This is a genomic window from Pseudomonas sp. GW823-FHT06E10 (assembly GCF_058794995.1).
The window spans coordinates 46,243-71,172 of the sequence record NZ_JBXAHJ010000007.1 but is presented as its reverse complement, the minus strand read 5'-3'; the positions used below and the strand labels follow the sequence as shown (position 1 = coordinate 71,172).

Sequence of the window (24,930 nt, the reverse complement as noted above, 5' to 3'; positions counted from 1 at the left end):
CCCCTCAGTGATTTATTTGCCGCGAATTCAAGGCCGGGAACAACCGGTCATTATTCGGAGGGCACGTATTCTACAACTTCCAGATCGAAACCGGATATCGCATTAAATTTCATCGGTGCCGACATCAGGCGCATTTTGCGTACGCCAAGGTCGCGCAGGATCTGCGAACCGGCACCAACAGTGCTGTAGGTGGTCGGTTTTTTCACTGCGGCGTGATCGGCGGTTTCGCGGATATGCGCCAGCAACACGTCGCCATCGAGCGGGTGACCGAGCAACAGCACCACGCCGCTACCAGCCTCGGCAACCGCGGACATGGCGGCGCGCAGGCTCCAGCGGCCCGGTTGCTTGACCATCAGCAGGTCACGCAGCGGGTCCATGTTGTGCACGCGTACCAAGGTCGGCTCTTCGGCACACACGTTGCCCAGGGTCAGTGCCATGTGCACGTCGCCTTCCACGGAATCACGATAGGTCACCAGGTTGAATTGGCCCAGTTCGCTGTCCAGTGGCTGCTCGGCAATCCGCTGAACGGTACGTTCGTGGATCATCCGGTAGTGAATCAGGTCGGCGATGGTGCCGATCTTGATGTCGTGTTCGGCGGCAAAGGCTTCCAGCTCGGCGCGACGGGACATGGTGCCGTCGTCGTTCATCACTTCGCAGATCACCCCGCTAGGCTCGTAACCGGCCATGCGCGCCAGGTCGCACGCCGCTTCGGTGTGGCCGGCACGGGCCAGGGTGCCGCCGGCCTGAGCCATCAGCGGGAAGATGTGGCCCGGGCTGACGATGTCTTCAGCCTTGGCATCACGGGCGGCGGCGGCCTGCACGGTGCGCGCACGGTCTGCGGCGGAGATGCCGGTGGTCACGCCGGTGGCCGCTTCGATCGATACGGTGAACTTGGTGCCGAAACCGGACCCGTTGCGCGGCGCCATCAACGGCAGCTTGAGCAGTTCGCAGCGCTCGCGGCTCATCGGCATGCAGATCAGGCCACGGGCGTGCTTGGCCATGAAGTTGATGTGCTCGGGCTTGCAGCACTCGGCGGCCATGATCAGGTCGCCTTCGTTCTCGCGGTCTTCGTCATCCATGAGGATGACCATCTTGCCTTGGCGGATGTCTTCAACCAGTTCTTCGATGCTATTGAGCGCCACAAGGCACCCCCTTGGGTCAGGATTTGAGGTAGCCGTTGGCGGCCAGAAAGCTTTCGGTAATGGTGCTGCCAGCAGTCGGCTCTGCAGCCTTGTCGCCCAGCAGCAGACGCTCCAGGTAACGGGCCAGCAAGTCCACTTCCAGGTTCACCCGGCGGCCTGGCTGGTACGACGCCATGATGGTTTCGCTCAGGGTGTGGGGAATGATGGTCAGCAGGAACTCGGCGCCATCGACTGCGTTCACGGTGAGGCTGGTGCCGTCGACGGTGATCGAGCCTTTATGGGCGATGTACTTCGCCAGGTCCTTTGGCGCGCGGATGCGGAATTCCACGGCGCGCGCATTTTCGGTACGGGCAACCACTTCGCCCACGCCGTCGACGTGACCGCTGACCAGATGCCCGCCGAGGCGAGTGGTCGGGGTCAGGGCTTTTTCCAGATTGACCGGGCTGCCGCTTTTCAGGTCGTTCATGGCGGTGCAGTCGAGGGTTTCGCGACTGACGTCCGCCGCAAAGCCATTGCCCGGCAATTCAACGGCAGTCAGGCACACGCCGTTGACCGCGATGCTGTCGCCCAGTTTGACATCGCTCAGGTCGAGCTTGCCGGTTTCGACGTGAACCCGCACATCACCGCCCTTTGGGGTCAATGCACGAATACTGCCGATGGATTCGATGATGCCGGTAAACATGAGGTTCTCCTCGAGAACAAAGCCAGCGCTGTAGCGATGGCCAGAAATTATACGCTCGCGGCTGGCGAAGGAATCGCAATGACTCGCCAGTCATCGCCAACGGCACGAATTTCGATGATTTTGAGCTGGGGCGCATCCTTCATTTGCACGAGCGGCCAGTCCAGCAGCGGCCGCGCCGAGGAACCCAGGAACTTGCCGGCAATGAAAATCTGGAACTCGTCCACCAGACCGAGTTGGGCAAAGGCACCTGCCAGGCGCGGGCCGGCCTCGACCAGCACTTCGTTGACGCCACGGGTTGCGAGTTCAACCAATAGTTGACGCAGATCGACCTGACCGTCGTAGCCCGGCACGATCAGGCACTCCGGACCGTTGGCATATTGCTCTTCAACCGCCACGCAGGTGGCGACCAGCGCCGGGCCTGCCTTGAAGAACGGTGCATCCAGCGGCACCCGCAGGCGGCCGTCGACCAACACCCGCAGCGGCGGACGGCTCATGACCAAGGCTGCTTGCTCTGCATCCAGCCCCAACTCATCGGCGCGCACGGTCAACCGTGCGTGGTCCGCCAGCACCGTATCGGCACCGGTCAGTACCACACTGGCTTGCGCGCGCAGACGCTGCACTGCCGAGCGCGCCGCCGGGCCGGTGATCCACTGGCTTTCGCCGCTTTCCATGGCGGTTCGCCCGTCGAGGCTCATGGCCAACTTGACCCGCACGAACGGCAAGCCGTGTTCCATGCGTTTCAGAAAGCCTTGATTAAGCTTGCGCGCCTCGCCTTCCAGCACGCCGCTTTCGGTGGCGATACCGGCCTGTGTCAGGCGTTGCAGACCGCGACCGGCGACTTCCGGGTTCGGGTCCTGCATCGCCGCGACCACGCGGGCCACACCGGCATTGACCAGTGCATCGGCACAGGGCGGCGTACGGCCGTGATGGCTGCAAGGTTCAAGCGTCACGTAAGCGGTGGCGCCACGAGCCTGCTCACCAGCCGCGCGCAGGGCGTGGACTTCAGCGTGGGGCTCGCCGGCGCGCTCGTGCCAGCCTTCGCCGACAATCTGCCCGCCCTGCACGATCACGCAACCGACCCGCGGATTGGGGTGCGTCGTGTAATGCCCCTTGCGCGCCAGTTCCAGGGCACGGGCCATGAAATGGGCGTCGAGGATGGCTTGTTCGGCGCAAGTGGTCATTCTTTCACCGGTTCACGGGCCAGGCGATCGATCTCTTCGCGGAACTCGTTGAGGTCCTGGAAGCGGCGATACACCGAGGCGAAGCGGATGTAGGCGACTTCGTCGAGCTTCTGCAGCTCGGCCATCACCAGTTCGCCGACCACGAGGGATTTGACCTCGCGTTCGCCGGTGGCGCGCAGTTTGTGTTTGATGTGCACCAGCGACGACTCGAGGCGCTCGACACTCACCGGGCGCTTTTCCAGCGCGCGCTGCATGCCGGCGCGGAGTTTTTCTTCGTCGAACGGCTGGCGACTGCCGTCGGTTTTGATCAGGCGCGGCAACACCAGTTCAGCCGTCTCGAACGTCGTGAAACGCTCGCCGCAGGCCAGGCATTCACGCCGGCGGCGCACCTGTTCGCCCTCGGCGACCAGACGCGAGTCGATGACCTTGGTGTCGTTGGCACCGCAGAAGGGACAGTGCATGGTGGCAGGCAACAAAAAAAGGGAGGGCCATGGTAGCGCATCCCCGTGGCAAGACAAGCCATAGGGTTTGCGGTATACAGACGGGATGATCACTTGATCCATGGAATTCAGCGTTATGGAGCCACCAATGTCGTTACGTCCGCTCATTTTGCTCAGTGTTTTCAGCCTGCTGGTGGCCTGCAGCAGCGATGCACCCAAGCCCCAGCCGCCAACGCCTGGCCCGGTGCCGCAGCAAGCGCAGAAGAAAGCCCGGGAGGCCGCCGCACTCGGCCCTCTGCCCGCCCATCAGCGTGAACTGAGCGGCACCTTGCAAGGCGTTCCAGCTGGCGCTGAAGTCGAACTGGCATTGCTGGTGATCGACGATAAGGACCGCCCGCAACAATTGCTCGCCAGCTCCAGCCTGATCGGCAACAACCAGGTTCTGCCGTTTCACCTGCGCTTCAATCCGGAATCCTTCCCGGCCGGGGCCCGCGTTGAACTGCGAGGCCGCGCCAGTCAGTCCGGGCAGTTGATCCTGCACCTGCCGTCGCAACTGATTACCCAGCCGACCACCCAGGCCTTGGGCCAACTGCAATTCGTCAAAGCCCCATGAGTGCACCGTTCGACCTGCAAAAGGCGTTGGGTGAACTGCTCGGTGATGCGCAATTGGTCGCCTGTGAGTTACCAGGGACCGACCTGAAGTTGTGGCTGATCGACGGCGACAACATGGACCGCGCCTTCAGCCCGGAAGAGACCCGGCGCATCCTGCATGAGCCGCCGTACTGGAGTTTCTGCTGGGCCAGCGGCCTGGCCGTGGCCCGCTATCTGGCCGAAAACCCCCATTGGGTCGAAGGCAAGCGGGTACTGGATTTCGGTGCCGGCTCCGGGGTGGCGGGGATTGCGGCGGCGAAGGCCGGGGCGCTCGAAGTACTGGCCTGCGACCTCGACCCGCTGGCGATTGCCGCGTGTCGGGCCAATGCCGAGCTCAATAACGTACAGCTCAATTACTCGACGGACTTTTTCGCCGAGGCCGATCGCTTCGATCTGATCCTGGTGGCGGATGTGCTGTACGACCGGGCCAACCTGCCGCTACTCGACCAGTTCCTCAGCCGCGGCCGAGAGGCGCTGGTGGCGGACTCCCGCGTCAGGGATTTCCGTCATCCGTTGTACCGGCGCATCGAAATGCTCGAAGCCATGACCCTGCCGGATCTGGCCGAGCCCCACGAGTTTCGGCATGTGAGCCTGTACCACGCGCAGCGCTAGCTAAAAGCATCGCGAGCAGGCTCGCTCCTGCACTGGACCCGTGTCGTCCACAAATCCCCTGTGGGAGCGAGCTTGCTCGCGATGACGTCCTGTCAGACGAAACATCTCTAACGGCCACCCCGCTTCCGGCGCGCCCCCACCAAGCCGTATAGTTGCCCCATTCACGCTTTTACGAGATTGCCCATGAGTCAGGAAACGCCGTACATCTTCGACGCCACGACTGCCGATTTCGACCAGTCGGTGATCGAGAACTCCTTCCACAAACCAGTGCTGGTGGATTTCTGGGCCGAATGGTGCGCGCCCTGCAAAGTGCTGATGCCGATGCTGCAGAGCATTGCCGAGAGCTATCAGGGTGAGTTGCTGCTGGCCAAGGTCAACTGTGACATCGAGCAAGACATCGTCGCCCGCTTCGGCATCCGCAGCCTGCCGACCGTGGTGCTGTTCAAGGACGGTCAGCCTGTCGATGGCTTTGCCGGTGCGCAGCCGGAGTCGGCCGTGCGTGCCCTGCTCGAACCCCATGTGCAGATGCCGCCACCGGCCGCCGCCGATCCGTTCGAACAGGCCCAGGCGCTGTTCGACGACAGCCGTTTCGCCGATGCCGAAGCGCAGCTCAAAGTGATCCTGGGTGAAGACAACACCAACGCCAAGGCACTGATCCTGTACGCCCGCTGCCTGACCGAGCGCGGTGAACTGGGCGAAGCGCAAACCGTGCTGGATGCGGTCAAGAGCGATGAGCACAAGGCCGCGCTGGCCGGCGCCAAGGCACAGATCAAGTTTCTCGGTCTGGCCAGGGACTTGCCGGATGCCGCCGACCTGAAGGCCCGACTGGCGAAAGACCCGCTGGACGATGAGGCGGTCTATCAACTGGCGATCCAGCAACTGGCCCGTCAGCAGTACGACGCCGCGCTGGATGCATTGCTGAAGTTGTTCACCCGCAACCGCAGCTACAGCGAAGGCTTGCCGCACAAGACCTTGTTGCAGGTGTTCGAATTGCTGGGCAACGATCATCCGTTGGTCAGCACGTACCGCCGCAAGTTGTTTGCTGCGCTGTACTAAGCCGACCCTGTAGGAGCGAGCTTGCTCGCGAAAAACCTGAGAGCACCGAGGTGAATCAGGTTTCCCGCGTTATCGTTGATGCCCATCGCGAGCAAGCTCGCTCCTACACCAACCAGCGATACAGCGGTGTATCCCCGCCGCTTTCCACCTTCACGTCCGAACTGTGGCGCAGGCGCACCAGCAGCCGTTTGCCCGCCGCTGCACTGCCGGTCAGGCCTTCGAGTTGATCGAGCAGGTCCGGGCCACTGAGCTGCCCCGCCTTGCGCAGCAATTCCCGGGCGATCTGCCACAGCGCATCATCCTGGTTCAACGGTTTCGCCGCTGGCACGCTGACCGGGGGTTTTTCCACCTGCAACTGCGCCCCTAGTCGCGCCCAGTCCGCGTCGTCCATCTCCAGGGTCAAATCCACCGGCCAGTCGCCGATGCTTCCGCGAATTCGCAACATAGGTCTGCTCCCGCACATTTATTCCCGGCATGCTCCCATGGGACTTGTGCAACGCCAAGCAGACAGTCAAACTCTCCGCAATCACGTTATAAGATTACATAACATTTTCTTCATTTTACTTTTCGGAGACTCGTCATGCGTCGTCTGCTTCTCGCCCTGCCGTTTGCCATGTTGCCGCTGGCTGTCGCCCATGCCGCCGACGAACACGATCACGAGCATGGCAGCCTGGGTGCCCACGAACATGGCGTTGGACGCCTGAATGCGGCGCTGGACGGCAAGACCCTGGAGCTGGAACTGGAAAGCCCGGCGATGAACCTGGTGGGTTTCGAGCACGTCGCCACTAGCGACGCAGACAAAGCCAAAGTCGCCGCCGCCCGCGCGCAACTCGAACAACCACTGGCCCTTTTCAACCTGCCGAAAGCCGCCGGTTGCGTGGTGGAGAACCAGGAACTGGAAAGCCCGCTGTTCGGCGACAAGCCCGATGCCGACGATGATCACGATGAAGACGCCAAGGACGAAGACGGCCACGAACATCACCATGATCACAGCGAAATCCACGCTCACTATCAGTTCACTTGCGCCACGCCAGCGGCACTGAAGTCACTGGACCTGGCGAATATTTTCACCCGCTTCCCGGCCACCCAAAAAATTCAGGTACAACTGATCGGCCCGAGCGGGCAGCAAGGGGTTGAAGTGACGGCCAAAGCTGCTGCGCTGAAATTCTGACCCACTGTAGGAGCGAGCTTGCTCGCGATGGACGCCAACGATAACGCGGGCAACCTGATTCACCTCGGTGCTCTCAGGTTTTTCGCGAGCAGGCTCGCTCCTACAAGGGTTCACCACCAACCAGACCGGTTTCACATGACCCAAGCACTCATCGAACTGTCCGACCTGGGCTTCAGCTGGCCCGGTCACCCGCCGCTGCTGGACATCCCGGCGTTTCGCCTGGAGCGCGGCGAAACCCTGTTCCTCAAAGGCCCCAGCGGCAGCGGCAAGACCACCCTGCTCGGTCTGCTCGGCGGCGTGCAAAAGCCTGATCGCGGCAGCATCCGCCTGCTCGGCCAGGAGCTGACGCAACTCTCGGCCGGCGCCCGCGACCACTTCCGTGTCGATCACACCGGCTACATCTTTCAGCAGTTCAACCTGCTGCCGTTTCTGTCGGTGCGTGAAAACGTCGAACTGCCCTGCCACTTCTCGAAACTGCGCGCCGAACGAGCGAAACAACGTCACGGCAGCGTCGACAAAGCCGCCGCCACACTGCTCGCCCATCTGGGGTTGAAGGATGAAAACATCCTCGGTCGCCGCGCCGATTCGTTGTCCATCGGCCAGCAGCAACGGGTCGCCGCCGCCCGCGCACTGATCGGTCAACCGGAACTGGTGATCGCCGACGAACCGACCTCAGCCCTCGATTACGACGCCCGCGAGAACTTCATTCGCCTGCTGTTCGCCGAGTGCCGCGAGGCCGGCTCGAGCCTGTTGTTCGTCAGCCACGACCAAAGCCTGGCGCCGCTGTTCGACCACAACCTCTCGCTGGCCGAACTCAATCGCGCCGCTACCCCGTCCGAGGTCTGAGATGTATCTGTTTCGTCTAGCCATGGCCAGCCTGGCTAACCGTCGTTTCACCGCGATCCTCACGGCGTTCGCCATCGCCCTGTCGGTGTGCCTGTTGCTGGCAGTGGAGCGCGTGCGCACCGAAGCCAAGGCCAGTTTCGCCAGCACAATAAGCGGCACCGACCTGATCGTCGGCGCCCGCTCGGGCTCGGTGAACCTGTTGCTGTACTCGGTGTTCCGCATCGGCAACGCCACCAACAACATCCGCTGGGACAGCTTCGAACACTTCGCCAGCAACCCGAAAGTGAAGTGGGCGATCCCGATGTCCCTCGGCGACTCCCATCGCGGCTACCGGGTGATGGGCACCACCGAAGCCTACTTCGAGCATTACCAGTACGGGCGCCAGCAACACCTGCAACTGAGCGATGGCCGCGCCTTTGCCACTGACCCGTTCGAAGTGGTGCTCGGTGCCGAAGTGGCCGATGCACTGCACTACAAACTCGGTGACAAACTGGTGCTGGCCCACGGCGTGGCGGCGATCAGCCTGGTCAAGCACGACGACAAACCGTTCACTGTGGTCGGCATTCTCAAGCGTACCGGCACACCGGTGGACCGCACGCTGCACATCAGCCTCGGTGGCATGGAAGCGATTCACATCGACTGGCATAACGGCGTGCCGGCCCGGGGCGAGGGCCGCATCACGGCTGATCAGGCGCGCAACATGGACCTCACGCCGCAAGCGATCACCGCGTTCATGCTCGGCCTCAACAACAAGATTTCAACCTTTGCCCTGCAACGGGAAATCAACGAATTCCGTGGCGAGCCGATGCTGGCGATCCTGCCAGGCGTAGCGTTGCAAGAGCTGTGGAGTCTGATGGGCACCGCGGAAAAAGCCTTGTTCGTGGTCTCGCTGTTTGTGGTGCTGACCGGGCTGATCGGCATGCTCACAGCGATTCTCACCAGCCTCAACGAGCGCCGTCGGGAAATGGCGATCCTGCGCTCGGTGGGCGCACGCCCCTGGCACATCGCGACGCTGTTGGTACTCGAAGCCTTTGCCCTGGCGCTATCGGGCGTGATCGCCGGCGTGGCGTTGCTGTATGTGTGCATCGCGGCGGCCCAAGGTTATGTGCAAGCCAACTACGGCCTGTTCCTGCCGCTGTCCTGGCCGAGCGAGTATGAATGGACGCTGCTCGGTGGCATCCTGATCGCCGCGTTGCTGATGGGCAGCGTGCCGGCCTGGCGCGCCTATCGCCAATCCTTGGCCGATGGCTTGTCGATCCGTTTATGAGGACGTTGAAAATGCCCCGCGCTGTACTTGCGCTGTTGATGCTGGTCGCCCTGCCCCTGTGGGCGGCCCAGCCAAAAGACCTGACCTGGTCGGAGATGATCCCGCCCGACGCGCCGAAAGAAGTGCCGAACATGACGCCGTTGCATGATCTGTCGCAGATGAGCAGCACGCTCTCTGCAGAGTCGGCGCCAGCAGCCAAGCAGGACATGCCCAACGCACCGGTGGTCAAGACCCTCGACGGCCAGAACATTCGCCTGCCGGGTTACATCGTGCCGCTGGAAGTGAGCGAGGAAGGCCGTACCACGGAGTTTCTGCTGGTGCCGTATTTCGGCGCCTGCATCCATGTGCCGCCACCGCCGTCGAACCAGATCGTGCACGTCAAGAGCGAAGTCGGCGTGAAGCTGGACGAGTTGTATCAGCCTTACTGGATCGAAGGCGCGTTGCAGGTCAAGGCGTCCACCAGCGAGTTGGCGGATGCCGGGTATCAGATGGAGGCGGACAAGATTTATCTGTATGAACTGCCGGAGTGAATCAGGTCGTTTTGTGTCGACTGTCAGTCCGCCATCGCGAGCAAGCTCGCTCCCACAGGGGATCACATGCCTCCTGTGGGAGCGAGCTTGCTCGCGATGAGGCCATCAGAAACATCACAAATTCCAGTCCTTGCCACTTTCATTGAGCTGCATCAAAAGACCGAATAGTTAGCCGGCTTACCATTGGACATCAAAATTTTTAACGTCCTCTGGAGCCCCCATGAACAAGTCCATGCTCAGCGCTTCGCTGGTTGCCCTTGCGCTCGCAGCCCCGCTCGCCAATGCCTTCGAAGCCGGTGACATCCTCCTTCGTGCCGGCGCCATCACCGTCAACCCGGAAGCCGACAGCTCCAGCGTCAAGGTCGATCAAGGCCCGCTGGCGGGCGCCGACCTGGGCGGCAAGGCGACCATGAGCAGCGACACGCAACTGGGCTTGAACTTCGCCTACATGCTCACCAACCACCTGGGTATCGAGCTGCTGGCGGCCACACCGTTCGAGCATGACGTGAAACTCAAGGGCACGGCCCTAAGCGCGGCCAACGGCAAACTCGGCACCCTCAAGCACCTGCCACCGACCTTGAGCCTGGTGTACTACCCGCTGGACCCGAAGTCGGCCTTCCAGCCGTACGTCGGCGGCGGCATCAACTACACCTATATCTACGACGAACACGTTGGCAGCCAGGCCCAGTCCGCCGGTTTCAGCAACTTCAAGGCGGAAAACTCCTGGGGTCTGGCGTGGCAGGTCGGTGCTGACTACATGCTGACCGATAACATCATGATCAACGCCCAGGTGCGCTACATCGACATCGATACCCGCGCCACCGTCGAGAACAACTCGATCGCACCAGGCACCCGGGCACGGGTGGACGTCGATGTAGACCCGTTCATCTACATGGTGGGTCTGGGTTACAAGTTCTAAAGAACGTTCACGTGGTGGTGAATGAGGCTTGGTGGTGAGCAGACTTAAAAATGACGGCGACTGCTGCGCAGTCGAACGGGGCGATGCGGCGATCAGACGAGCCCCCTCGCCACAGGAATTACACAAGCTGTAAGTAAATTCCGGCCGTGAAAAAGGCGCCTGTAAAAAGGCGCCTTTTTCATTTCCGCAGGGAAGCGATCTATCGCCCCAGCAACCGCGCCAGCCCCACGCGCATCGGTGTCTGCTCTGTGGTACTGAAGCGTTCCAACAGGCGCCGGTTGTTCGCCCGGGAATGACGAATGTCGCCGGAGCGCGCCGGGCCGTAGCTCACCGGTGGCAACTTGCCAACCACGGCTTCGAGCGCTTCGAGCATTTGCTTGAGGGTCGTCGCCTGGTTCCAGCCAACGTTGACCGCACCGACTTCGACCCGGGGCATTTCGATGGCCTGCACCAGCAAGTCGACCAGGTCTTCGACGTAGACAAAATCCCGGGTCTGCTCGCCATCGCCGAACACCGTGATCGGCAAGCCCTTCAGGGCGCGCTCGCTGAAAATGCTGATCACCCCGGAGTACGGCGAGGACGGATCCTGGCGTGGGCCGTAGATGTTGAAGAAGCGGAAAATCACCGGTTCCAGCCCATGCTGGCGATGGTAGAAGTCGAAGTATTGCTCGCTGGCCAGCTTGTCCACCGCATAAGGCGTCAACGGCGCCTTGGGCGTGTCTTCGTCGATCGATTCACCTTCGCCATTGTTGCCATATACCGCCGCACTGGAGGCAAACAGCACGCGTTTGACCCCGGTCTGGCGCATGGCTTCGCAGACGTTCAGCGTGCCGATGAAGTTGCTCTGGTGTGTGCGCACTGGATCGTCCACCGAGGCCTGCACCGAAGCCACGGCGGCCAGGTGCGCCACGGCGCTGCATCCAGCCATCGCCTGGGCAACCAAAGCCGCATCGGCCACGTCGCCGACGATCAGTTCGACCTTGGGATTGTCCAGCGGCAGATTGCTGTGCTTGCCGGTGGACAGGTCATCGAGAATCCGCACCGCATGGCCCTTGGCAAGCAGGGCGTCAGTCAGGTGTGAACCAATGAAACCGGCACCACCGGTGATCAAAACGGGGCTGTCAGCCATGGCGATAGAACCTGTCCAGTAGACCGGGAAGCGCTGCACGCCAGGCGCGTGGTTTGATTCCGAAGGTGTGCAGAATTTTTTTGCAGGCCAGTACCGCGTGTTGCGGTTCTTCGGCGGCATCCGGACGCGCGGCGTGGGCCTGGGCGGTCGGGGCTTCGATGGCCAGCGGATGCAGGCTGCGGGCTTCGGTCAGAATCGCCTGCCCCAGCGCCAGCGGCGTAGTCGCCTCATGCCCGGCGTAGTGGTAGGTGCCCCACAGCGGCGCGGCGCAATCGAGTTGCTTGAGCACTGAAATGATCACGCGGGCGGCATCGTCGACCGGCGTCGGATTGCCCCGTCGGTCGTCGGCCATCAGCAACTCTTCGGGTTGTTCTGCACGGGCGAGGAAGCGGCCAAGGGCACCGTCCGGGCTGTCGTCCAGCAGCCAGCCGAAACGCAGCAGCACGTGTTGCGGGCAGGTGGCGCGCACGCTTTGCTCGATCCGCCACAACGCCTGACCCCGCAGGCCCAGGGGCACCGGTTCGTCTTTTTCGCTGTAGGCGGTGGCGCGGGAGCCGTCGAACACGCGATAACTGGAGGGTTGCAGCAGGACGATGTTGTGGTGCTGGCACAGTTCCGCCAGACGCTCGATCGCGCGCTCCTGGCCGGCCAGGCGCGATTCGCTCACCGCCTCGGCCTGAAACCAGTCGAAGTAGTAGGCAAGGTTGATCAATGCATCGGGACGGGTGTCGTCGAGCAGTTGTGTCAGGCTCGCGGCATCCCAGCCGTCTTCGGGCGGGCGGGGGGCGAGGAAACCGATGTCTTCCTCCGCACCGAGGCGAATCAGCGCCTGCCCAAGGGCATTTCCGCCGCCCAGTAACATAAGGCGCATTCGCATAGAGTCAGCAGGCCCAGTCTGATTGAAACGATGGCTTTATCGACATCGCGCCCAGGCGATGTCGTTGATAATTGCCGGAATCGTTGCATTTTGCGGGTTTAGTGCGCAACCGTCACCCGTAAAGTGTAGATCCGGGGGATTTGTGGTGCTGTCACTGGCCTCATCGCGAGCAAGCTAGCTCCCACAATGGATTTGTGTAAACCGCCCCCCCTGTGGGAGCGAGCTTGCTCGCGATGGGGTCCTGTCAGTCAACAGAGATCCCCAAGCGGTACTTGCATCTTGGCCCACCCACCCGCATAACTTGCTGCATGAACCTGCCCATTCCCGCAGACAGTGCCCTGAGCGGCTTCCACCCTGCCGTCAGCGCCTGGTTCAGCCACACGTTCCCGGCGGTCACCGCCGCCCAGGCCCGGGCGTGGCCGTTGATCCGCCAGCGTCGCTCAACCCTGGTCGCCGCGCCCACCGGTTCCGGCAAGACCCTCACCGCCTTTCTCGCCGTCATCGATGACCTGGTGCACCGCGGCCTGGAAAGCCCCGAAGGCTTGCCCGACGCAACCCTGGTGGTCTACGTCTCGCCCCTCAAGGCCCTGTCCAACGACATCCAGATCAACCTGCAAAACCCGCTGGCCGGCATTACCGAGCAATTGCGCGTGATGGGCCTGCCCGAACTGCAGATCAGCACCGCCGTGCGCACCGGCGATACACCGCAGAAAGATCGTTCGGCAATGCGCAAGACCGCGCCGCACATACTGGTGACCACGCCGGAATCCCTGTATGTGCTGCTCGGTTCCGACTCTGGCCGGCAGATGCTCGGCACCGCACAAACGGTGATCGTCGACGAGATCCACGCCATGGCTGCCAGCAAACGCGGCAGCCACCTGGCGCTGAGCCTTGAACGCCTGCAAGCCCTCTGCCCGGAGCCACTGCTGCGCATCGGGCTGTCGGCCACGCAAAAGCCCATCGAAGCGGTCTCGCGCTTCCTTGTCGGTCGCGCCCGCCCGTGCGAGATCGTCGACATCGGCCACGCCCGCCCCCGCGACCTGGACATCGAAGTACCGCCCGTGCCGCTATCGGCCGTGATGGCCAACGATGTCTGGGAGTTGGTCTACGACCGCCTCGCCGCCCTCGCCCGGGAACACCGGACCACGCTGATCTTCGTCAACACCCGACGTCTGGCCGAACGCCTGAGCCGGCACCTGAGCGAGCGCCTGGGCAAGGATGCCGTGGCCGCCCACCACGGCAGCCTGGCCAAGGAATTTCGCCTGGATGCCGAGCAGCGACTCAAGCGCGGTGACCTGCAAGTGCTGATCGCCACGGCGTCGCTGGAACTGGGGATCGACATCGGCGACGTCGACCTGGTGTGCCAGATCGCCTCGCCGCGTTCGATTGCCGGGTTTCTGCAACGGGTCGGCCGCTCCGGGCACCACGTCGGCGGCACGCCCAAGGGCCGTTTGTTCGCCACCACCCGGGACGACCTGATCGAATGCACCGCGCTGCTCGACTGCGTGCGCCGGGGCGAACTCGATACCTTGCTGATCCCGCAAGCGCCGCTGGACGTGCTGGCGCAGCAGATCATCGCCGAGGTCAGTTGCCAGGAGTGGCCGGAACAAGCGCTACTGGAGATGCTGCGCCGCGCCTCGCCCTACGCCGGACTCGACGACAAACACTACCAGGCGCTGCTGAACATGCTCGCCGAGGGTTACAACGGGCGACAGGGTATGCGCAGCGCCTACCTGCACCGCGACGCCGTGAGCCGCACCCTGCGCGGCCGCCGGGGCGCAAAACTGACGGCGGTGACCAGTGGCGGGACCATTCCGGACAACGCCGACTACAGCGTGCTGCTGGAGCCTCAAGGGCTGAACATCGGCACCATCAACGAAGACTTCGCCGTGGAAAGCATTGCCGGGGATATCTTCCAGTTAGGCAACACGTCCTATCGGATCCTGCGGGTGGAAACCGGCAAAGTCCGGGTCGAGCATGCCCAGGGCCAGCCGCCGACCATTCCGTTCTGGCTCGGTGAAGCACCGGGGCGCAGTGCCGAATTGTCCTCGGCGGTGGCGCGCTTGCAGGCACAACTCGATGACCTGCTGGGGGCTGCGCCAGGTGACTTGCAGCCAGCGCTCGACTGGCTGACCGAGACCCTGGGTTTGAACATCGCCAGCGCCGAACAACTGGTGGATTACCTGGCCCGTGCGCGACAAACGCTGGGTGCCCTGCCATCCCAAGACACGCTGCTGATGGAGCGCTTTTTCGACGAGTCCGGCGGCACGCAACTGGTCATTCACACGCCGTTCGGCAGCCGCATCAACCGCGCCTGGGGCCTGGCCCTGCGCAAGCGTTTCTGTCGCACCTTCAATTTCGAATTGCAGGCCGCCGCCAGCGAAGACGCCATCGTGCTGTCGCTGTCCACCAGCCACAGTTTTGAACTGGACGACGTCTGGCGCTACTTGCACAGCAACAGTGCCGAACACATCCTGATTCAAGCCGTGCTCGACGCGCCGCTGTTCGGCGTGCGCTGGCGCTGGAATGCCGGGGTGGCCCTGGCGCTGCCGCGCTACAGCGGCGGGCGTAAAGTCCCGCCGCAGATCCAGCGGATGAAAAGCGAAGACCTGATCGCCAGCGTGTTTCCCGATCAGATCGCCTGCGTGGAAAACCTCGCCGGCGAACGGGAGATTCCCGACCATCCGCTGGTAGAGCAAACCCTCGACGACTGCCTGCACGATGCCATGGACAGTGAAGGCTGGCTGGCCTTGTTGCGGCGCATGGAACGCGGCGACATTCGCCTGATCAGCCGCGACTTGCCGGCGCCCTCGCCGCTGGCGGCGGAGATTCTCAGCGCCCGGCCCTATACCTTTCTCGACGATGCACCGCTGGAGGAACGTAGAACCCAGGCAGTGCTCAATCGGCGCTGGAGCGACCCACAATCCACCGACGACCTCGGCGCCCTGGACGCCGAGGCGATTGCCGCCGTGCGCGACGAAGCCTGGCCAGTGCCTTGCGGGGTCGACGAAATGCACGAGGCCTTGATGAGCCTGGCGTGCATCACCGATACCGAGGCCGGCGCCAATCCGCAGTGGTTCGACTGGCTCAACACCCTGGCCGACAGCGGCCGCGCGAGCCGTTTGCAGATCAATGCCGGGCAATCGCTGTGGCTGGCGCTGGAGCGTCTGACCTGCCTGCGGGCGATTTATCCACAGGCCGAACTGACGCCGTCGCTGCAAGCGCTGCCGGACTTCGACGAGGTCTGGGAAGCCGACGACGCCATCCTCGAACTGATCCGCGCGCGGCTCAGTGCCTTCGGGCCGCTGGCGCTCGATCGCATTGCCGAACCACTCGGCTTGCCCGCTGCGCAGGTCAACCAGGCCCTGGCGCAACTGGAACGCGAAGGCTACGTGCTGCGCGGTCGCTTTACCCCGGGTGCCACCCGGGAAGAATGGTGCGAGCGGCATTTGCTGGCGCGGATTCACCGCTATACGGTCAAGCGCCTGCGCCGGGAAATCGAACCGGTGGCGTTGCAGGATTTCATGCGATTCCTGTTCGACTGGCAGCATGTGTCGAGCGCAAGCCAGGGTCAGGGCGCCGCGGTACTGCCAGCCGTCGTCGCGCAATTGGAAGGCTACCCTGCTGCCGCTTCAGCCTGGGACAGCGACATCCTGCCGGCGCGGATCAAGGACTACTCGGCGACCTGGCTGGATGAGTTGTGCCGCAGCGGCAGACTGGTGTGGACGCGCCTGACTGCGCACAACAAAGGCGCCAGCACCGCGCTGCGCAGCACGCCGATTGTGTTGCTGCCGCGCAACCGGGTCGGCCTCTGGAGCGGCTTGACCGAACAGACGCCGGTCAGCGAACTGTCGCCGAAAACACAAAAGGTCCACGCCGCCCTCAGCCAGCACGGCGCGCTGTTTTTCGATGAACTGATCCATGAGGCCCATCTGCTGCGTTCGGAACTGGAAATCGCCTTGCAGGAACTGGTGGGCGCGGGGCTGGTGAATGCTGACAGCTTCGCCGGATTGCGCGCACTGATCACCCCGGCCAGCAAGCGCCAGCCTCGCAACAGTCGACGCGGGCGCGGGGCATTTATTGGTGGCATGGACGACGCCGGGCGCTGGGCCTTGTTGCGACGCACGCCTGTCGCGCCGGTGGTGCAAAACCAGCGCCCCGCGCCGACACCTGCCGATACCCTTGAGCACATCGCCATGACCTTGCTGCGCCGTTACGGCGTGGTGTTCTGGCGTTTGCTGGAGCGTGAAGCGGACTGGCTGCCGAGCTGGCGCGAACTGCTGCGTACTTTCCATCGCCTGGAGGCTCGCGGCGAGATTCGTGGCGGGCGTTTTGTCAGTGGCCTGGCGGGCGAGCAATTCGCCCTGCCCGAGGCGATCCCCTTGTTGCGGGAGGTGCGGCGTCGGCCCCATGACGGCAGCCTGGTCGCGGTGTGCGGGGTCGATCCGCTGAACCTCGCCGGTACGCTATTGCCCGGCGCGAAAGTCCCGGCACTGGCGAGCAATCGGCTGGTATATCGCGACGGGTTGGCGGTTGCTGCCGAGATTGCCGGCAAGCAGCAGTTCTGGTTGGAGCTGGATGAACGGGCGATGGCTGAAGTGCGTAGTAAGCTTATCCGGCATTAATGTCGTCTGGACCGGACCCATCGCGAGCAAGCTCGCTCCCACAGGGGATCTTCTGTGATTACAAATTTTCGGCACAACAGAGATCACTGTGGGAGCGAGCTTGCTCGCGATGGGGCCGGTCCAGCCACTGAAAGCCTCAAGTACAAAACTGACTATTGAGACCGCGGCCGCTCCGGCATCAACACCGCCGAATGCTCCGGTGCGGCATCTCCCTCCTTCAGTGGCTCGACAGCATGCCTGGGCACCAATGCCTGCTGTGGATAAGTTTGCGCGAAGTTCACCCACGGGCAGTTATCCACAAGCTTTTTCAAACGCTGGTTGAAAGCCCGGCTCACCGCGTATTGACCACCGGACACCGTACGGAATTGCGCGGTCAGCACCACACCGTTGAGGTCCATCTTGTCGACGCCAAACACATCCAGCGGCCCTTGCAGGTTGTAGCGCAGGAACGGGTCGTTGCTGATGGAGTGCCCGGCCTCGCGAATCAGCTCGATGGCCTTGTCGACATCGGTGTCGTAGGTGAATTGCACCGAGAAAAACGCATAGGCGAATTGCCGCGATTGGTTGGTCACGGCCTTGATCTGTCCGAACGGCACCGAGTGCACAAAGCCCTTGCCATCGCGCAGGCGCAAGGTACGGATGGTCAGGCCTTCGACGGTGCCGGCATGCCCGGAATCGAGCACCACCCAGTCACCGATGGACAGGGTGTCTTCGATGATGATGAACAGCCCGGTGATCACGTCCTGCACCAGTTGCTGGGAGCCGAAACCGATCGCCAGGCCGATGACCCCGGCACCTGCCAGGAATGGCGCGACGTTGATCCCCAGGTTGGCCATGGTGGTGATCGCGCAAATCACCACCAGGATGATTTTGATCGCGTTGCGCAGCAGCGGCAGGATGGTTTTCACCCGCGTACTCGGCTGGCGCGCCGAGCGCTTGTTGGTTGGCGGTTTCAGGGCTTCCTGAATCGCCGTGTCGAGCACCACCCAGACCATCCAGGTCACCAGCAGGATCAGACCGATGTGGCCCAGGGAATCACTGATCGCCCGGCCCACGGCATTGGTCACCGCGAATTCGAACAGCGACACGCCCCAGATCCGCCCGAGGATATCGATGAACACGATGGCCATGGCGATGCGCAACAAGGCATGTGACAAATTGAGAAAGCGCTCCTTGTAGGCGCTGCCGCGGCGCAGGTCCGCTTCGCTGCGCGTCTTGAACAGATGATGCAGCGTGGTGCTGAGAAACACCGTGGCGATCAGCAGCACCGTGGTGAACAAAGCGCTGCGCAGCACTCTCTGGTTGTCCACCCCGGCGCCGATCAGGTTGATGATCGAAACCAGGACCATCAACAGAATCGGCCAATACCAGAGCCCGGAAAATATCCGCAGGGTTTCACGCAACGCCGGCTGGCTGAGGCGCTGGGCCAGCGGCAGGATGCGGATCACATGGGCGACCGGGCGACGCATGCGGATCACCAGCAAGCCGAAGGAAATCGACGCTGCCAATCCAGTGAACACGGCGATGCTGCTGGTGAGATTACTGCCCAGTTGATGGGCGATCTGCGGGCTGGTCAGGGCATCGCTCAGGGCCACCAGAAAACCGATGCCGAACAGCGGTCGTGGGCTGTGTTGTCGAATAATCTGCACCGCCCGCCGCTTGTGTCCGGCATTGAACATCACCACCAGCGACAGCACCAATGACGCGGCAAAGATCCCGGCACTGGTGGCATAGGCAAAACACAACGCCAGCGCCCGTCCCGCCGATATCGGCAAAAGCTGGCTGGCATAAATCGTCAACGGCAGACTGATCACCGCCGGAAGGGTGTAGGGCAACACGTAACCGAGCAACGCCTGGCCCCGTTCGCGACTGAGCAGCAGACGGTGCTCGCACAGGCGCCTGGCGACCATCCGCCCAAGCAGCCAAAGACAGGCAAACACGGCCGCCCACACGCAGGTCAGCAGCAGGAAATCGCCGGCGACGCGCCAGGGCGAACGGGCCGATGGCTTATTGACCAACTGATCCACTTCATCGGCCGCGAGGTCGGCACGCAGGCGCCAGACGTCAAAGAGGTTTTCGTTGAGATCGAGTTTGGTCTGGACCTCGTCGATGCTTGAACTGATGGCTCCCAGTAATCCGCCTTGCACCAGCGGTTCGGGATGGGCCGGCGGAGTCGCGGCGGTCGCGGTGGTCGGCAGCCCCGGTATCGCGGCGGCTTCCAGTTGCTCGCTACCCACAAACAGCAACGCTCCCAGCAGTATCGCGGTCTTGAGCCTGATCAAAACACCCGCTCCTTTGGCTGTGTCGGTAAGGAACTGATCGAGAAATGTCGGGCAAGTTCGGATATTGCCCGCAGATAGCAGGACAGTGATTTCTCCTGTGGCGAGGGGGCTTGCCCCCGTTGGGGGGCGAAGCGCCCCCAAAACCTACCGTTCGAATTCATCTGATGCGCCGCATTCAATGGGTTTACGACTGCTTCGCAGCCGAACGGGGGCAAGCCCCCTCGCCACAAGTATGCATCCGTCCTCGCGATATTTGATCTGCACGCAAATATCAAATGTCCATCCCTGTATTTTTCTGACCGAGCCAAATCCCGACACTGCGCTCCATCACATCATTGCACCGGAGTTGCAGCCATGCCCATTGCCTTGCTCGCGCTGACCCTCAGCGCCTTTGCCATCGGGACGACCGAGTTCGTCATCGTTGGCCTGTTACCCACCATCGGCGCCGACCTCGGCGTCAGTCTGCCATCCGCCGGCCTGCTGGTCAGCCTGTATGCCCTTGGCGTTGCCGTCGGCGCCCCGGTGCTGACCGCCCTCACCGGCAAGGTTCCGCGCAAATTGCTGCTGTTGTCGCTGATGGTGCTGTTCACCCTCGGTAACCTGCTGGCGTGGCAAGCACCGAGTTACGAGTCGTTGATCCTCGCACGGATCGTCACCGGCCTGGCCCACGGGGTGTTTTTCTCGATCGGCTCGACCATCGCCACCAGTCTAGTGCCGAAGGAAAAAGCCGCCAGCGCGATTGCCATCATGTTCACCGGCCTGACCGTGGCGCTGGTCACCGGCGTGCCGCTGGGGACATTCATCGGCCAGCATTTCGGCTGGCGTGAAACCTTCCTCGCCGTTTCGGCCCTGGGCGTGATCGCCTTCATCGGCAGCCTGGTCTACGTGCCGAAAAACATCGCCCACAGCAAACCCGCATCGCTGTTGCAGCAATTGCAGGTGCTCAAGCAACCACGCCTGCTGCTGGTGTATGCGATGACGGCCGTCGGCTACGGCGGCTCGTTCATTGCCTTTACCTTCCTCGCGCCGATTCTTCAGGACCTCTCCGGCTTCAGCGCCAGCACCGTCAGCCTGGTGTTGCTGGTCTACGGCATCTCCGTGGCCGTCGGCAACATCTGGGGCGGCAAACTGGCGGACAAGCGCGGCCCGATCAGCGCCCTGAAAATCATCTTTGCCCTGCTCGCCGCCGTGTTGTTCGTGCTGACTTTCACCGCCGGTAATCCTTGGCTCGCGCTGGCCACCGTGCTGGTCTGGGGCGCCGTGGCATTCGGCAACGTGCCGGGGTTGCAGGTGTATGTGGTGCGTCAGGCTGAGCATCACACCCCGCAAGCGGTGGACGTGGCGTCCGGCCTGAACATCGCAGCGTTCAACCTCGGCATTGCCGGTGGCGCGTGGGGCGGTGGCCTGATCGTCGCCCACATGGGGTTGATTCACACCGCATGGATCGGTGGCCTGGTGGTGTTGGTGGCACTGGCATTGACCGCGTGGAGTGGACGTCTTGATCGCCTCGGCCCGGTGTATGCCGAACCATCTGAGGGTTCTCCCCGCATTATCACGGGTCACTGATACCCACTGTGGGAGCGAGCTTGCTCGCGATGACGGCGGTCCATTCAACATGGATGTGACTGATAAACCGCCATCGCGAGCAAGCTCGCTCCCACACTTGTTCGGTGTTGTTCTGTAGAAAATTTACCGTCCGTAGCCCCATCGAAACTTTTGCCGCCGCAGCGCAGTCACCCAAAGACATGGGTAGGTAGTCCGGAGGCGACATGGCGGCGATTCATATCGGTATTTCAGGCTGGCGCTACACGCCCTGGCGGGGAGACTTCTACCCCATTGGCCTGACCCACAAGCGCGAACTGCAATTCGCCTCGCGGGCGGTCAACAGCATCGAAATCAATGGATCGTTCTACGCACTGCAGCGCCCCGAACGCTATGCCGTGGAAATCCGCCATGACAGCTTTGTCGATCCGCTGTTCGTCCGCTTGCTCAAGCGCTACAACACGGCCCTGGTCATCGCCGACACCTCAGGTAAATGGCCGTATCGCGAAGACATCACCAGCGATTTCGTCTACCTGCGTCTGCATGGCGCCGAAGCACTCTATGCCAGCGGTTACACCCCGCAGGCACTAAAACGCTGGGGCGAACGAATCGAAGCCTGGCATCACGGCCAACAACCGGATAATCCACAATTGATCGCACCCCGGCAGAAGCCAAAGGCGTGCAAATCCCGGGAGGTGTTCTGCTATTTCGATAACGACATCAAAGTCCGCGCCCCCTTTGATGCACGCCACTTGCTGCAACGCCTGCACCTCGAAAAAAACCTCGCCACCGTCCCCGGTGAGCCTGCGGCCGAGAGCGTGTTGCCATGAGCATTCCAGAGCCGGTCGGCGTCACGGACGAGCAGACCCCCATCAACACGACAGTGCAACGCTTCACCGTGCTGACGGTCAACACCCATAAAGGTTTCACCGCACTCAACCGGCGTTTCATCCTGCCGGAACTGCGTGAAGCGGTGCGCAGCGTATCTGCCGATGTGGTGTTTTTGCAGGAAGTCCACGGCACCCACGAACAGCACCCCAGGCGCTACACCAACTGGCCGGCGATGCCGCAATACGAATTCCTTGCCGACAGCCTGTGGCCGCAGTTCGCCTATGGCCGCAATGCGGTGTATCCGGCGGGCGATCACGGCAATGCGCTGTTGTCGAAGTTCCAGATCATCCGCCACGACAACCTCGACGTGTCCATCAGCGGCCACGAGAACCGCGGGCTCTTGCATTGTGTGTTGCGCTTGCCCGGCGACGGCCAGGAGGTGCATGCGATTTGCGTGCATCTGGGGCTGCGCGAAACCCATCGCACCGCGCAACTGAAGCTGCTCGCCCAGCGCCTGGACGCCCTGCCCGGCAACGCCCCGGTGATTGTCGCCGGGGACTTCAATGATTGGCGCCAGCGCGCCGATGCATTGCTCACACCCAGCGGTTTGCGCGAAGTCTTCGCCGAGCACCATGGCAAACCGGCGCGCAGTTTCCCCGCGCGCTTGCCGGCATTGCGCCTGGACCGCATCTACGTACGCAACCTCAAGGCCAGCCATCCGCAAGTGCTGACCTCCCGGCCCTGGTCGCACCTTTCCGACCACGCCCCGCTGTCGGTGGAGATCGAGCTATGAGCAGCCAGTTGATGGAAAAAAACACGCTGGAACACATCCCCGCTCCGCCCACCCGCGAGCCGACAGCGGTCGATGTCGAATACGGCTGGCAAGGCAGCAATCGGGTCGAGTTGCTGGAAAATGGCGAGGCGTATTTTCCCCGGGTGTTTGAAGCCCTGCGCCGGGCGCAAAATGAAATCCTGTTGGAGACCTTCATTCTGTTCGAGGACAAGGTCGGCAATGAGCTGCAACAGATTCTGATCGAAGCCGCCCAGCGTGGTGTGCGCACCACCGTCAGCCTCGACGGCTTCGGCTGCGGCGAACTGAGTACCGGGTTCCTGAACGCCCTGACCGCGGCCGGCGTGCACCTGCAAATGTTCGATCCGGCACCGAAACGCTTGGGCATCCGCACCAACTGGTTCCGGCGCCTGCACCGCAAGATCGTGGTGGTCGATGGCACCGTCGCGTTCGTCGGCGGGATCAATTTTTCCGCCGATCATCTGGCCGACTTCGGCCCCGAGGCCAAACAGGATTATTCCGTGGAAGTTCAGGGTCCGGCCGTTGCCGACATCCATCACTTTGCCCTGCTGCAATGCGGTCGCCCGGCGCACGCCAAATACTGGTGGCATCGCCGTCGGCAGCGGCGTTCGGAACTGGCCTTCAGCGATCACGATGGCCAGGTGCGGCTGGTGTACCGCGACAACGGGGAACACCAGACCGACATCGAGGAGGTTTACCGCCAGGTATTGCGCCAGGCGCAGCGCCGGGTGGTGATCGCCAACGCCTACTTCTTTCCAGGGTTCCGCTTGTTGCGCGAGATCCGCAACGCGGCCCGCCGAGGGGTGGATGTGCGGCTGATCCTGCAGGGCCAGCCAGACATGCGGGTGGCCAGGCTTGCGGCGCGCATGACCTACGATTACCTGCTCAAGTCCGGGGTGAAGATCTACGAATATTGCGACCGTCCACTGCACGGCAAGGTCGCACTGGTGGATGAAGACTGGAGCACCGTAGGCTCCAGCAACCTCGACCCGTTGAGCCTGTCGATGAACCTGGAAGCCAACGTACTGATCCGCGACCGTGGCTTCAATCGAGTTCTATTCGATCGCCTGGAAGACCTCAGCGACAACCATTGCAAGGTCATGTCTCACGACATCGCGCCACGCGGGCGTGTCTGGCACATGACCGTCGGCTTTCTGGTGTTTCACTGCCTGCGGCATTTCCCGGCGTGGGCCGGTTGGTTGCCGGCGCATAAACCTCGCCTGAAACACATTCCTCCTCCGACCGGGGCCGCTGACCATGAACCGCACTGAGCCCCACACGGCAACTCACGCCAAAAGCTCTGGCAAGTCGCACTGGAACCGCTGGAAACGACCGCTGACGATGCTGTTTTTCCTGATGCTGATCGTGCTGTTCACGATGCTCGCCCAGCGCATCGAATGGAACGAAGTGTTCGATACCCTGGCCGATTTCAAGGTGCGCACACTGATCATTGCCTCGGGGCTGACCCTGGTGAGTTTTCTGGTGTACGCCTGCTTCGACCTGATCGGCCGCACCTACATCCGCCAGAACCTGACCTGGAAGCAGATTCTGCCCGTGGGGATCATCAGCTACGCCTTCAACCTGAACCTGAGCGCCTGGGTCGGTGGCATCGCCATGCGATACCGGTTGTATTCGCGGCTCGGGGTCAGCAAGAGCAACATCGCGAAAATCCTCGGTCTGAGCCTGGCGACCAACTGGTTCGGTTACATGGTCATTGCCGGCGCCATGTTCAGCAGCGGGCTGGTGCGCATGCCGCCGGGCTGGAAGCTCAGCAGTAGCGCGCTGCAAGGCGTGGGGGTTTTGTTATTGCTGCTGAGCGCCGGATATCTGGTGGCGTGCCGGTTTGCCAAACGTCGGGAGTGGGTGATTCGTGGTGTGGAGATTGACCTGCCGTCGCCGCGCATGGCCGTGCTGCAACTGGCCCTCGGTGCCCTGAACTGGTCGCTGATGGCAGCGGTGATCTTCACCTTGCTACCGAACAAACTGGACTATCCACTGGTGCTGGGTGTGCTGTTGATCAGCGCCATCGCCGGGGTCATCACTCACATCCCGGCCGGGCTCGGCGTGCTGGAAGCCGTGTTTGTGGCGCTGCTGCAACACGAGGCTTCGCGGGGCAGCCTGGTGGCGGGGCTGCTGGCCTATCGGGCGATTTATTTCATCCTGCCGTTGTTGATTGCCCTGGTGATGTACCTGCTGGTGGAAGCCAAGGCCAAGTCATTGCGGATTGCGAAGAAACCCAAGTGATTTTGTGCCGGTTGTGAGGACGCCTTCGCGGGCAAGCCCGCTCCCACAGTGTCTGTTGGTGGATACAGATTCCATGTACACCCTCGATCCTT

The 24,930-nt window shown here is 62.5% G+C and carries 22 protein-coding genes; 14 read left to right on the top strand and 8 right to left on the bottom strand.

Translation table 11 applies throughout. From position 1 onward, the window contains the following. Window positions 1-50: 50 nt before the first annotated feature. The 4 genes from ribBA to nrdR are packed head-to-tail and all read right to left on the bottom strand — an operon-like array spanning window position 51 to window position 3,466. Window positions 51-1,142, bottom strand: a complete 1,092-nt coding sequence (gene ribBA, locus AC1Q6Y_RS13440; protein WP_090451662.1) for a bifunctional 3,4-dihydroxy-2-butanone-4-phosphate synthase/GTP cyclohydrolase II — start codon at window positions 1,140-1,142, stop codon at window positions 51-53. A gap of 16 nt (window positions 1,143-1,158) precedes the next feature. Next, complete coding sequence (locus tag AC1Q6Y_RS13435; RefSeq protein ID WP_008018158.1) at window positions 1,159-1,824, bottom strand: riboflavin synthase; 666 nt, start codon at window positions 1,822-1,824, stop codon at window positions 1,159-1,161. A 47-nt stretch (window positions 1,825-1,871) separates the two neighbouring features. Next, window positions 1,872-3,005: a bifunctional diaminohydroxyphosphoribosylaminopyrimidine deaminase/5-amino-6-(5-phosphoribosylamino)uracil reductase RibD gene (ribD, locus tag AC1Q6Y_RS13430; protein WP_492624674.1), complete on the bottom strand. Its 1,134-nt coding sequence runs from the start codon at window positions 3,003-3,005 to the stop codon at window positions 1,872-1,874. Beyond that, window positions 3,002-3,466 (bottom strand): transcriptional regulator NrdR, encoded by a 465-nt coding sequence (gene nrdR, locus AC1Q6Y_RS13425; protein ID WP_003228656.1) that lies wholly within the window; start codon window positions 3,464-3,466, stop codon window positions 3,002-3,004. The genes ribD and nrdR overlap by 4 nt, the downstream gene beginning before the upstream one ends. A 127-nt stretch (window positions 3,467-3,593) precedes the next feature. On the opposite strand from nrdR, the gene AC1Q6Y_RS13420 reads away from it, so the two are divergent. From AC1Q6Y_RS13420 to trxA, 3 genes are all read left to right on the top strand, one after another. Beyond that, window positions 3,594-4,058 carry a YbaY family lipoprotein gene (locus tag AC1Q6Y_RS13420; protein WP_057713125.1) on the top strand — a complete coding sequence of 155 codons (465 nt, stop codon included), beginning with the start codon at window positions 3,594-3,596 and terminating at the stop codon, window positions 4,056-4,058. Next, a complete protein-coding gene (locus tag AC1Q6Y_RS13415) occupies window positions 4,055-4,708 on the top strand; it encodes a class I SAM-dependent methyltransferase (protein WP_057713124.1) in 654 nt (217 codons plus the stop codon). Before AC1Q6Y_RS13420 ends, AC1Q6Y_RS13415 begins: the two co-directional genes overlap by 4 nt. A gap of 183 nt (window positions 4,709-4,891) precedes the next feature. Further along, window positions 4,892-5,764, top strand: coding sequence for a thioredoxin (gene trxA, locus AC1Q6Y_RS13410; RefSeq protein ID WP_057713123.1), 873 nt, complete (start codon window positions 4,892-4,894; stop codon window positions 5,762-5,764). A 103-nt stretch (window positions 5,765-5,867) separates the two neighbouring features. Here the strand turns inward: trxA and AC1Q6Y_RS13405 are convergent, their stop codons facing one another. After that, window positions 5,868-6,209: a hypothetical protein gene (locus AC1Q6Y_RS13405; protein WP_492624673.1), complete on the bottom strand. Its 342-nt coding sequence runs from the start codon at window positions 6,207-6,209 to the stop codon at window positions 5,868-5,870. Window positions 6,210-6,344: 135 nt separating this feature from the next. On the opposite strand from AC1Q6Y_RS13405, the gene AC1Q6Y_RS13400 reads away from it, so the two are divergent. From AC1Q6Y_RS13400 to AC1Q6Y_RS13380, 5 genes are all read left to right on the top strand, one after another. Beyond that, window positions 6,345-6,935 carry a DUF2796 domain-containing protein gene (locus AC1Q6Y_RS13400; RefSeq protein WP_492624672.1) on the top strand — a complete coding sequence of 197 codons (591 nt, stop codon included), beginning with the start codon at window positions 6,345-6,347 and terminating at the stop codon, window positions 6,933-6,935. A gap of 135 nt (window positions 6,936-7,070) precedes the next feature. Beyond that, window positions 7,071-7,781, top strand: coding sequence for an ABC transporter ATP-binding protein (locus tag AC1Q6Y_RS13395; RefSeq protein ID WP_057713120.1), 711 nt, complete (start codon window positions 7,071-7,073; stop codon window positions 7,779-7,781). Window position 7,782: 1 nt separating this feature from the next. After that, the gene (locus AC1Q6Y_RS13390; RefSeq protein WP_057713119.1) at window positions 7,783-9,048 is read left to right on the top strand and encodes an ABC transporter permease; all 1,266 of its coding nucleotides are present in this window, start codon (window positions 7,783-7,785) and stop codon (window positions 9,046-9,048) included. An 11-nt stretch (window positions 9,049-9,059) separates the two neighbouring features. After that, window positions 9,060-9,578 (top strand): DUF3299 domain-containing protein, encoded by a 519-nt coding sequence (locus AC1Q6Y_RS13385; RefSeq protein ID WP_090451674.1) that lies wholly within the window; start codon window positions 9,060-9,062, stop codon window positions 9,576-9,578. Window positions 9,579-9,798: 220 nt separating this feature from the next. Beyond that, the gene (locus tag AC1Q6Y_RS13380; protein ID WP_090451676.1) at window positions 9,799-10,497 is read left to right on the top strand and encodes an OmpW/AlkL family protein; all 699 of its coding nucleotides are present in this window, start codon (window positions 9,799-9,801) and stop codon (window positions 10,495-10,497) included. A 199-nt stretch (window positions 10,498-10,696) separates the two neighbouring features. Here AC1Q6Y_RS13380 and AC1Q6Y_RS13375 read toward each other — a convergent pair whose 3' ends face one another. Together AC1Q6Y_RS13375 and AC1Q6Y_RS13370 are read right to left on the bottom strand one after the other, a co-directional pair. Next, complete coding sequence (locus tag AC1Q6Y_RS13375; protein WP_492624671.1) at window positions 10,697-11,626, bottom strand: NAD-dependent epimerase/dehydratase family protein; 930 nt, start codon at window positions 11,624-11,626, stop codon at window positions 10,697-10,699. Continuing rightward, complete coding sequence (locus tag AC1Q6Y_RS13370; protein ID WP_008053852.1) at window positions 11,619-12,503, bottom strand: sugar nucleotide-binding protein; 885 nt, start codon at window positions 12,501-12,503, stop codon at window positions 11,619-11,621. The genes AC1Q6Y_RS13375 and AC1Q6Y_RS13370 overlap by 8 nt, the downstream gene beginning before the upstream one ends. Before the next feature lie 308 nt (window positions 12,504-12,811). On the opposite strand from AC1Q6Y_RS13370, the gene AC1Q6Y_RS13365 reads away from it, so the two are divergent. Then, window positions 12,812-17,128, top strand: a complete 4,317-nt coding sequence (locus AC1Q6Y_RS13365; RefSeq protein ID WP_492624670.1) for an Lhr family helicase — start codon at window positions 12,812-12,814, stop codon at window positions 17,126-17,128. A 152-nt stretch (window positions 17,129-17,280) separates the two neighbouring features. Here AC1Q6Y_RS13365 and AC1Q6Y_RS13360 read toward each other — a convergent pair whose 3' ends face one another. Next, the gene (locus AC1Q6Y_RS13360) at window positions 17,281-19,410 is read right to left on the bottom strand and encodes a mechanosensitive ion channel family protein (protein WP_349736236.1); all 2,130 of its coding nucleotides are present in this window, start codon (window positions 19,408-19,410) and stop codon (window positions 17,281-17,283) included. 354 nt (window positions 19,411-19,764) lie between these two features. On the opposite strand from AC1Q6Y_RS13360, the gene AC1Q6Y_RS13355 reads away from it, so the two are divergent. The 5 genes from AC1Q6Y_RS13355 to AC1Q6Y_RS13335 all read left to right on the top strand — a co-directional run bounded on the left by AC1Q6Y_RS13355 (window position 19,765) and on the right by AC1Q6Y_RS13335 (window position 24,838). Further along, window positions 19,765-20,976: an MFS transporter gene (locus AC1Q6Y_RS13355; protein WP_492624669.1), complete on the top strand. Its 1,212-nt coding sequence runs from the start codon at window positions 19,765-19,767 to the stop codon at window positions 20,974-20,976. Between the two features lie 203 nt (window positions 20,977-21,179). Further along, entirely contained in the window at window positions 21,180-21,782 is a 603-nt protein-coding gene (locus tag AC1Q6Y_RS13350; protein ID WP_492624668.1) for a DUF72 domain-containing protein, read from the top strand. Then, window positions 21,779-22,576 carry an endonuclease/exonuclease/phosphatase family protein gene (locus AC1Q6Y_RS13345; protein ID WP_150814477.1) on the top strand — a complete coding sequence of 266 codons (798 nt, stop codon included), beginning with the start codon at window positions 21,779-21,781 and terminating at the stop codon, window positions 22,574-22,576. Before AC1Q6Y_RS13350 ends, AC1Q6Y_RS13345 begins: the two co-directional genes overlap by 4 nt. After that, window positions 22,573-23,865 (top strand): cardiolipin synthase ClsB, encoded by a 1,293-nt coding sequence (clsB, locus tag AC1Q6Y_RS13340; protein WP_340314802.1) that lies wholly within the window; start codon window positions 22,573-22,575, stop codon window positions 23,863-23,865. The genes AC1Q6Y_RS13345 and clsB overlap by 4 nt, the downstream gene beginning before the upstream one ends. After that, a complete protein-coding gene (locus AC1Q6Y_RS13335; protein ID WP_429522163.1) occupies window positions 23,852-24,838 on the top strand; it encodes a lysylphosphatidylglycerol synthase domain-containing protein in 987 nt (328 codons plus the stop codon). Before clsB ends, AC1Q6Y_RS13335 begins: the two co-directional genes overlap by 14 nt. Window positions 24,839-24,930 lie beyond the last annotated feature (92 nt).